This is a genomic window from Pirellulales bacterium, from assembly GCA_035546535.1.
Classification (GTDB): Bacteria; Planctomycetota; Planctomycetia; order Pirellulales; family JACPPG01; genus JACPPG01.
In genome coordinates, this window is the sequence record DASZWQ010000113.1 from 1 (window position 1) to 8,828 (window position 8,828).

The following is an 8,828-nucleotide window of genomic DNA, read 5'->3' on the forward strand; positions in this document are numbered from 1 at the left end:
TATGCTGGGCACCTTGCGACGATGCAGCCTCCGCGAACAAGTTTCCTCATGGGGACTCGGCGGCCAAGGTAGCCGAAAAGTCCTCGACCTCCTGGAAAACACGGCCGCTCTGGCGGCCTAAACTGCGAAACTCGAACTGAGCGCTTTCGGCGCGTTCGGCCCTCGTTCTGTCGAGTATTCAGGGCCCTGCTGGTCCTTGTCTGCGCTTTCATTCGCTCGTTGTTCCGGTAATTCATCCACCGCATCGGTCACAAGTCATGAAATTCGCAGCACTCGCGCTTGCTTCCTGCTTGTACGTCGCCATTGTGCTGAGCGCCGGGCGAACGGCGTGGTCGCAATCACCTTATGCCACGATCTTTCCGAATCTCGTTGATTTTCCGGCCGGGATCGGGGGGGAACCGATCGGCGATCTTTTTCGGCAAGGCCCCATCGGTGGTGGCACGTACTACGGCATCACGACGAGCGGCAATCCTGCCGTCTACGCGTTGCCGTATCCCGCCTTTCCCGAGCAACCGACATTGCTTGCCCCGATACCCGTCGGAGCGCCGACGGCGATCGTTCCCACCGTGGATTCCTCCGGTTCCCCAACGGCGCTATACAGCATGACGGACCAAGGGTGGCTCTATAAATCGTCGCTCACGCCCGATTTTCCGACGCTCGTTGGATCTCTTGGTCAGACGATCGATAATGCTGGCACACCCCAGGGCAGCCTGGTGTCCGACGGAACCGCGGTCTATGGAACCACAACCAACGGTGGCGCTGGCGGCGACGGCATCATTTACAGAATCTCCCTCGACGGTTCCGGAGCACACCGTCTGCACGATTTCGCAACGGGAGGAGGGGGAGCGCCGGTAGGCGGACTGACCGCCGTGCCGGTTCTCTCGTTTCCGCAGGGAGTCGCGGTCACGACCACCATGCTCTTCGGCACAACGTCGACCGGCGGTGCTTTTGGCGACGGCACTCTCTTCGAGATCAATCTCAGCGGCGGTGGATTCAAGGTGTTGCACGACTTCAACGGAGCTGACGGCGCTGCTCCGATGACGGCCCTGACGGTTGTCGGTAACACCGTCTTCGGAACAACCAGTGCCGGCGGCACGGCGAATGACGGCACAGTGTTCAGCTTCAACACACTGGACAATAGCTTTCAGTCTTTGCACTCGTTTACAGGCGCCGATGGCGCGCACCCGATGGCGGCGCTGGCCACATTTCCGCTGGTCATCGAAGAGGCCAACCCGCCGATATTTGCCGGCGCTGCGATCGTCGGCACAACGTATGACGGTGGAGACGCCAATAAAGGGACCCTCTTCTACATGCAGCCTGACGGCACGTTTCACTCGCTGTACAGCTTTCACGGACCAGACGGCGCCCATCCGATGGGACCTATTATCTGGACCGGTCCTTTTGCGGCCGACTTTCTAGGGACGACCATGAACGGCGGAGCCGATGGCGCCGGCACGGTGTTTCGAGGCTCGTTCAACCTGCCGGAACCGTCGAGCGTCGCGCTCGGTCTGTTGGGCGTGATCATGCTAGGGGTGCGGGGCGCCGTAGCGCGGAAGCAACCAAGCCGCTGAGTGCCCCTTTCCCCCCCGGTCATCGCGCTGGGATAATTAACCGCTCGGCGTGATCTCATGCCTGCGTGGCGGTCCCGTTCTTGACCCCCCGTAGGGCAAGCGATACATTGCCGGTTGCATGCTCGGCGCGACACGCCGGGCTTTTCTTTGGCCGACCTTTGTGAAACGATTCACAATGTTCGGTCCCAAAGCTGCCATTCCCTCGGAAAAACCTGCGGTTCGCCCTATGCAGAGCGTAATGCTGCCGCTGTTTCTGCTGGTGCTAGCCGCGACCGGCTTATCGGTGGGGCTGGTCACCGCCGGCAAGTTAATCGGGCCCCGGCGCGAGGGGGCTGTCAAGCGCATGCCGTACGAAAGCGGCATGAACCCGATTCACGACGCTCGCCGCCGCTTCGACGTGCGCTTTCATCTGGTGGCAATCGCCTTTCTGGTCTTCGACGTCGAACTCTTGTTCCTTTATCCCTGGGCCGTGGCCAGCAAGCCGACGGCCGACGGCGAATCGGCGCGCGGCATCGATCGGGCGGTGCAAATGCACCTGATCGAGGGGCGCGGAATCGTCTTCGCCGAGACCATGGTCTTCATTGCCCTGTTGGCGCTGGGTCTGGTTTACGCCTGGCGAAAGGGGGTGTTTCGATGGCGCTAGAGCTGCCCGAAAATGTCGTCGTCAGCAAGCTCGACGCACTGGCCAGTTGGTGCCGCAAGAACAGCCTGTGGCCGATGCCTTTCGCCACGGCCTGTTGCGGGATCGAGCTGATGGCCACGGGCGCCAGCCGCCACGACTTGGCGCGATTCGGGGCCGAAGTGTTTCGCTTCAGCCCGCGGCAATGCGATCTGATGATCGTGGCTGGCCGGGTGGTGATGAAGATGTTGCCGGTGCTGCAGCGCATCTGGCAGCAGATGAACGAACCGAAGTGGTGCATCTCGATGGGGGCCTGCGCCTCGACCGGCGGTGTGTTCGACACCTATGCGGTGGTACAGGGGATCGACCGCTTCATCCCGGTCGACATGTACGTGCCCGGCTGCCCGCCACGTCCCGAGCAATTGATCCAGGCGATCATCGATCTGCAGGACAAGATTCAGGCCGAGGGAACGATCAACGGCGACGAGTTCAACTTGCCTTCGCGGCAGCGGCAGAAGCGGGCATTGATCGAGTTGCCCGTGCTGCCGAGCCTTCCGCATCATCACACACACCGCTAGAGACTAGCCGCGGCCCGCATGCCGCAACGGTTGTATGATCCAGTCCGCCACGCTCGAAAAACTTACTGCCGCGTTTCCGCAACTGGCGCACAGCGAATTTCGCGGCCAGGCGCGCGTGGTGGTCCCCAAGGATGCGTTCGGCGCCGTGCTGCCGTGGCTCAAGAAGCAGGCGGGCTTCGATCTGCTGGTCGACGTCACCTGCGTCGACTATTTGAACTATCGCGACGCGCAAGATCGGTTCGGCCTGGTGTACCTGCTGGCTTCGACCGCCACGAACGAGCGTCTCTCGGTCCGCGTGTTTTTGAACGAGCCGGATCTGGCTATTCCGTCCGTCGTTCCCTTGTGGGAAGGGGCCAACTGGATGGAGCGCGAGGTGTACGACATGTTCGGGATCGTGTTCGAAGGGCATCCCGATTTGCGCCGCATCCTGCTGCCGGACGAATTCGAGGCCTATCCCTTGCGCAAGGACTATCCCTTGCAAGGGCGTGGCGAGCGGCACAACTTCCCCGTGCTGACCAGGGATCGAGGCTAGGGAATCGGAATTTCATATGCCGCTCGAGCCCGCCACACTCACTGCCGAAGCGCCCCGCGACGAAGCCCAGGATTACATCTGGACGCTCAACTTCGGTCCGCAGCATCCGGCCACGCACACGACGCTGCGGCTGGTGCTGAAGCTGGACGGCGAGCGCGTGGTCGACGCGGTGCCGGACATCGGCTACCTGCACTCGGGCTTCGAGAAGATCGGCGAGAGCCTGAACTACAACCAGTACGTCACGGTCACCGACCGGATGAACTACATCTCGCCGATGGCCAACAACGTGGCCTGGCACTGTGCGGTCGAAAAGCTGCTGGGGCTCGAAATTCCGCCCCGCTGCAAGTACCTCCGCACCATTCTTTGCGAGCTGGCGCGCATCAGCGATCACTTGCTGTGCAACGGGGCCGTCGGCCTCGACGTGGGTGCGTTCACGTACTTCCTGTACGCCTTCAATCGCCGCGAAGACCTGTACGACATCTTCGAAACGCTGTGCGGCGCGCGCTTCACGAACAGCTACACCCGCGTCGGCGGTGTGATGCACGATGCCACGCCGCTGTTCGTGGAGCTGGTGCGCGAGTTCGTGCGGACGTTCCCCAAAACGCTCGACGACATGGACCGGTTGCTGAACCGCAACCGCATCTTTGTCGATCGCACCAAGGGAGTGGGCATCCTCACCAAGGAGCAAGCGATCAATCGCAGTTGCTCAGGGCCGGTCGCACGCGGCAGCGGCGTGACGCGCGACTTGCGCAAAGACGAGCCTTACCTGGCGTACAGCGATCTCGATTTTCAGGTTTGTTGTGCCACGGCCGGCGATTGCTACGCCCGCTACCTGGTGCGCATGGCCGAAATGCGCGAGAGCCTGAAGATCGTCGAGCAGGCGATCGAGAACCTTCCGTCGGGTCCCGTGAATGTCGACATTGGCGAGAGGACGACGATTCCCACGAAGCGCGAAGTCTATTCGACGATCGAGGGCTGCATTTCGCACTTCGAGCTGACGATGAGCAATCGCGGCTTCGAAGTGCCTTGCGAAGAAAGCTACGGCGCGATCGAGAGTCCGAACGGCGAGCTGGGCTTTTACCTTTGCGGCGATGGCAGCGAAGTGGCGTACCGTGCCCGCTGCCGGCCCCCTTCGTTCATTCACTTCGCCGTGTTCCCGCACTTGATCCGCGGCCACACACTGTCGGACGTGGTGGCGGTGCTAGGCAGCTTGAACATCATTGCAGCGGAGCTGGATCGGTAGCCAAAAAAACCCTCTCCCTACGGGCGAGCCGGAAAAACCCTCTCCCTCCGGGAGAGGGCAGGGTGAGGGACAAGACCAAACGACGAGGATCAGCGAACCGCTTAGTAACGACACCAATAAACGGAACCACTAGACCCTCCCCCCGGCCCCTCCCTGAAAGGGAGGGGAGCTATGGGGAACAACGAAATAGCTGCCCGACACGATGGCAACTCCCGAGCGCGTACTCACTGACGAGATGGTCGAGGCGATCAAGGCACTCTTCCCGCGTTATCCGACGCGGCAGGCCGTGACGCTGCCGGCGTTGCACATCGTCAACGAGCGGCTGCGCTACGTGCCGATCGCGGCCGTGGTCGAGATCGCCCGGCTGTTGGACCTGGCCCCGGCCGAGGTGCAGGACACGCTCAGCTTTTACGGGTTCTTCAAGCAGGACGCGCCGCACGGCCGCACCCGGGCGTGGGTGTGCCGCTCGATCAGTTGCGCGTTGCGCGGCGGCGAAGAAGTGCTCGAGCACATGTGCCACACGCTGGGAGTGAAGCCGGGCGAGACGACCAAGGACGGCCGCGTGACGCTCGAGTTTGGCGAATGCCTGGGGGCCTGCGACTTTGCCCCGTGCATGCTGGCCGGCAAGACCTTGTACAAAGACCTGACCATCGAGAAGGCGGACGCATGGATGTCGAGCCTATCGACCGCCGAGGCAGGCGGACAGGTCGAAGGTCCCGATGTGGGTGGGCGTGGGGGGCAAGAAAGATGAAGCGGTCGAGCGGATCCAGTAAATCGTCTCATCAGAAGTGGCTACCAATTCAGGCGCCGAACGGTCGCCATAAGGCGTCGTCGACGGGTTTCGGTCGCTTTCAAATCTTGCACGTCGATGCATTCGAGTGGCTCAAAAGCGCTCGTCCGAACTCCGTTGAAGCGGTTGTTACGGATCCTCCCTACGGACTGATCGAGTACACCGATTCGCAGTTGCAGAAGAGGAAGTCTGGCAGAGGCGGTGTTTGGCGGATTCCACCGTCCTTCGATGGTTGCAAGCGTTCTCCGCTACCACGCTTCACGGTTTTAGGGCCTGAAGGACATGAAAAATTAAGGACATTCTTTGCACGACTCGCCTCGGGACTGATGCGAGTCATGACGCCTGGCGCGCATCTTTTTGTCGCGACGAATCCTCTTGTCTCCTATCTTGTCTATGAGCCATTGATCGCTGCCGGATTTGAGAAGCGCGGCGAGATAATTCGTCTTGTTCAGACGCTACGAGGTGGCGACAGACCAAAGAACGGCGAGCAGGACTTCCCCATGGTTACCGTCATGCCGCGGTCGTCTTGGGAGCCATGGGGGCTATTCCGGAAGCCTTGCGAGGGCACTGTACGCGATAATTTGCGGAAATGGGGCACAGGCGGGCTTCGACGCGTCTCGGACAGGGAACCGTTTCGCGACGTAATCGACTCAAGCGTAGCCCGGAATGGCGAGCGAAAAATTGCACCGCACCCGTCCTTGAAGCCGCAGCATTTCTTGCGTCAAATTTGCCACGCCGCGTTGCCGCTTGGCAAAGGCACAATTCTCGATCCGTTCATGGGCTCGGGTTCGACTGTAGCCGCCGCCGCAGCGTGCGGCCTTGAAAGCATCGGCCTGGAGATGAACGAGGAGTACTTCCGCATGGCAGCGAAGGCAATTCCTCTTCTTGCGTTGCATCCAGTACGCGACGAGGAGTGATGGATGGCACGGAGGGCATATTTTGACGCAACGGTACCGCTACCACCGGGCTTGGAAATCGCCGCGATTCAAAAGGCAATCGACTTCGTCGAAAAGGCCGCGTCGGATTTAGTTGAGATTTACCTCGAACAAGCGAACGTGTTCAGTGCGATCATTGGGATTTTCGGAACAAGGGCGTTGGATTCCGTAAGCAATTACGAGAAGAACAAAAACCTTCACACCGCCCAACAGCGGTTTCCGGATTTGAAGCGTCGTGGCTCGCCGGCAATCCCGTCTGCGAAGGAATCGTTAGAGAGCAAAGGCAGCAAACGACCCTGGGCCATTCAATCCCATTACGACCATCCGGGATGGTACATCGTTTGGCGATATCTCGTCGACACGACGGAGTCGATCGAGCCGGGTCGCTCGGTTGTCATTTGGCGCGTCCATATTGTGTTCCTTGAAAAATCTGATTGGAAATACGAGAAGAGCACGGCTGGCGCGCAGGGCGGTGGCCGTACTCACACCTTTGGTGTCATGAACGCGGCCAAGAAACTAGCTGGTAAGGCGGTATACTGCCGTCCGGATGTCCGTATCAGAGACGGAAAGCCTGTCCCCAAAAACGGTAGTCACGAGTAATGACCGTGCCGAAGTTCGAACCAGTTCTGCTCGCCAACATCGACAAGCCGGACAGCCACACGCGCGCTGTCTACGAGGCGAACGGCGGCTACAAGGCGCTACGCAAAGTACTGGCCGAAATGCAGCCTCCCGCGCTCGTCGAGCTGGTAAAGAACAGCAATTTGCGCGGCCGCGGCGGCGCCGGCTTTCCGACGGGCCTGAAATGGACCTTCCTGCCGAAGGACCATCCCGGCCCAATCTACATGTGCATTAACGCCGACGAGAGCGAGCCGGGCACGTTCAACAATCGCATTCTCATGGAGGAAGATCCTCACCAGGTGATCGAGGGGATCATCCTCAGCTGCTATGCCACCAAGGCCCAAACCGCGTACTTGTATCTGCGGTACGAATATCCGCTCTGCCTGGAACGCCTGCAGGACGCGATCGACGAATGCTATGCGGCGGGCTACCTGGGCAAGAACATCCTCGGCAGCGAATTCTCGCTCGATATCTTTTTGCACCGCGGCGCCGCGGCTTACATCTGCGGCGAAGAAACCGGCCTGATCGAAAGTCTGGAAGGCAAGCGTGCCTGGCCGCGCATCAAGCCGCCGTTTCCGGCCGTGGAAGGTGTCTTTCGCAAGCCGACGGTCGTCAACAACATCGAAACCGTCGCCTGTGTCACGCACATCGTCAATCGCGGCGTCGACTGGTTCAAATCGATCGGCGTTCCCGCCGATCCGAAGAACCCACGCGATCCCGGCAGCTATGGGCCGAAGCTCTACTGCTTGAGCGGCCACGTGAACAAGCCGGGCTGCTACGAAGCGCCGCTTGGAATTACCTGCCGGCAGTTGATCGACGAATACGGCGGCGGCGTGTGGAAAGGACGCAAAGGAAAGGCGGCCATTCCCGGCGGCATCAGCATGGGCCTGTTGACCGAAAAGGAATTCGACACGCCGCTCGATTTCGCGGGACCGGGGCGCGTCGGCTGCCTGGGCCTGGGGACCGCGGCCGTGGTCGTGATGGACGAAACCGTCAGCATCGTCGACTTCCTGCACAACAGTTGCCGCTTCTTCCAGCACGAAAGCTGCGGGCAATGCACCCCCTGCCGCGAGGGAACACGCTGGTCGCTGGAAATGCTCGATCGCATCAAGGCGGGCAAAGGCCGGCTGCGCGATCTCGATTTGCTGCTCGAGATCGGCGACTCGATCGGCATCATCCCCGGCACCACGATCTGCGGGCTGGCCGACGGCGCCGCCTGGCCGATCAAGAACGCGATTCGCAAGTTCCGTGGCGAGTTCGAAGAGTACATCAAACGCACCAACCCACAGGGCTACGCGGTAACGCACGCGGTAAAAGCGCTGCCGGTGCTGGCGGGACACTAGAAGTGATGAGCGCTGAGTGATGAGTGATGAACGACGAGGAAAAATCGCCGCTGACTGGCAGGACAAAGTCGTTTGCTTTACGAATTATTCGGCTGTACTCGGCGCTTCCAAAAACAGCGGCGGCACAGGTTATAGGAAAACAACTGCTCCGGAGTGGAACGTCGGTTGGCGCGCAGTATCGCGAGGCACGGCGATCACGTAGTCGCGCGGAATTCATCAGTAAGACCGAGTCGGCGATCCAGGAACTTGACGAGACTACGTATTGGTTAGAACTACTAAGCGATGCGAAAATCATTCCGGCCAAAAGGTTGGATGACCTAGTTCGCGAGGCTACAGAGTTAACGGCCATGCTTGTCAGCTCTGCAAAAACGGCAAAAGAGAATCGACCCGCCGGCAGAAAAGTCCGGTAAGTGTATTTTCGTTCATCACTCAGCACTCATCGTTCATCATTAAACGCCATGGGTATCGTTCTCGTAGACGGCCGGGAAGTAAGCGTGGGCGACCACGAGCGCTTAAACGGCATTCAGGCCGCCGAGCGCGCCGGCGTCGAGATTCCGCACTACTGCTGGCACGCGGGGCTGACGGTCGTGGCCAGTTGC

The 8,828-nt window shown here is 60.5% G+C and carries 10 protein-coding genes; all 10 read left to right on the top strand.

What is annotated here, in order from left to right; all coding sequences use genetic code 11:
• Positions 1-257: 257 nt before the first annotated feature.
• The 10 genes from VHD36_14380 (at position 258) to VHD36_14425 (ending at position 8,639) form a co-directional block, all read left to right on the top strand.
• Entirely contained in the window at positions 258-1,571 is a 1,314-nt protein-coding gene (locus tag VHD36_14380; GenBank protein ID HVU88504.1) for a choice-of-anchor tandem repeat GloVer-containing protein, read from the top strand.
• A gap of 175 nt (positions 1,572-1,746) precedes the next feature.
• The gene (gene ndhC, locus VHD36_14385) at positions 1,747-2,214 is read left to right on the top strand and encodes an NADH-quinone oxidoreductase subunit A (protein ID HVU88505.1); all 468 of its coding nucleotides are present in this window, start codon (positions 1,747-1,749) and stop codon (positions 2,212-2,214) included.
• Positions 2,205-2,768, top strand: coding sequence for an NADH-quinone oxidoreductase subunit B family protein (locus tag VHD36_14390; GenBank protein ID HVU88506.1), 564 nt, complete (start codon positions 2,205-2,207; stop codon positions 2,766-2,768). The genes ndhC and VHD36_14390 overlap by 10 nt, the downstream gene beginning before the upstream one ends.
• Positions 2,769-2,802: 34 nt before the next feature.
• Positions 2,803-3,300 (top strand): NADH-quinone oxidoreductase subunit C, encoded by a 498-nt coding sequence (locus tag VHD36_14395; protein HVU88507.1) that lies wholly within the window; start codon positions 2,803-2,805, stop codon positions 3,298-3,300.
• A gap of 16 nt (positions 3,301-3,316) precedes the next feature.
• Positions 3,317-4,543 (top strand): NADH dehydrogenase (quinone) subunit D, encoded by a 1,227-nt coding sequence (gene nuoD, locus VHD36_14400; GenBank protein HVU88508.1) that lies wholly within the window; start codon positions 3,317-3,319, stop codon positions 4,541-4,543.
• Positions 4,544-4,745: 202 nt separating this feature from the next.
• Entirely contained in the window at positions 4,746-5,294 is a 549-nt protein-coding gene (locus tag VHD36_14405; protein ID HVU88509.1) for an NAD(P)H-dependent oxidoreductase subunit E, read from the top strand.
• A complete protein-coding gene (locus VHD36_14410) occupies positions 5,291-6,250 on the top strand; it encodes a DNA methyltransferase (protein ID HVU88510.1) in 960 nt (319 codons plus the stop codon). The genes VHD36_14405 and VHD36_14410 overlap by 4 nt, the downstream gene beginning before the upstream one ends.
• 3 nt (positions 6,251-6,253) lie before the next feature.
• The gene (locus tag VHD36_14415; protein HVU88511.1) at positions 6,254-6,868 is read left to right on the top strand and encodes a hypothetical protein; all 615 of its coding nucleotides are present in this window, start codon (positions 6,254-6,256) and stop codon (positions 6,866-6,868) included.
• Between the two features lie 5 nt (positions 6,869-6,873).
• On the top strand, positions 6,874-8,229 hold the full coding sequence (gene nuoF / locus VHD36_14420) for an NADH-quinone oxidoreductase subunit NuoF (protein ID HVU88512.1): 1,356 nt from the start codon (positions 6,874-6,876) through the stop codon (positions 8,227-8,229).
• 26 nt (positions 8,230-8,255) lie between these two features.
• Positions 8,256-8,639 (top strand): four helix bundle protein, encoded by a 384-nt coding sequence (locus VHD36_14425; protein ID HVU88513.1) that lies wholly within the window; start codon positions 8,256-8,258, stop codon positions 8,637-8,639.
• The last annotated feature ends 189 nt before the right edge of the window (positions 8,640-8,828 follow it).

Coding starts and splice junctions, on each gene's coding strand:
- VHD36_14405 (HVU88509.1), top strand. CDS start 4,746: ATGGCAACTCCCGAGCGCGTACTCACTGACGAGATGGTCGAGGCGATC.
- nuoD (HVU88508.1), top strand. CDS start 3,317: ATGCCGCTCGAGCCCGCCACACTCACTGCCGAAGCGCCCCGCGACGAA.
- VHD36_14380 (HVU88504.1), top strand. CDS start 258: ATGAAATTCGCAGCACTCGCGCTTGCTTCCTGCTTGTACGTCGCCATT.
- VHD36_14410 (HVU88510.1), top strand. CDS start 5,291: ATGAAGCGGTCGAGCGGATCCAGTAAATCGTCTCATCAGAAGTGGCTA.
- ndhC (HVU88505.1), top strand. CDS start 1,747: ATGTTCGGTCCCAAAGCTGCCATTCCCTCGGAAAAACCTGCGGTTCGC.
- VHD36_14395 (HVU88507.1), top strand. CDS start 2,803: ATGATCCAGTCCGCCACGCTCGAAAAACTTACTGCCGCGTTTCCGCAA.
- VHD36_14415 (HVU88511.1), top strand. CDS start 6,254: ATGGCACGGAGGGCATATTTTGACGCAACGGTACCGCTACCACCGGGC.
- VHD36_14390 (HVU88506.1), top strand. CDS start 2,205: ATGGCGCTAGAGCTGCCCGAAAATGTCGTCGTCAGCAAGCTCGACGCA.
- VHD36_14425 (HVU88513.1), top strand. CDS start 8,256: ATGAACGACGAGGAAAAATCGCCGCTGACTGGCAGGACAAAGTCGTTT.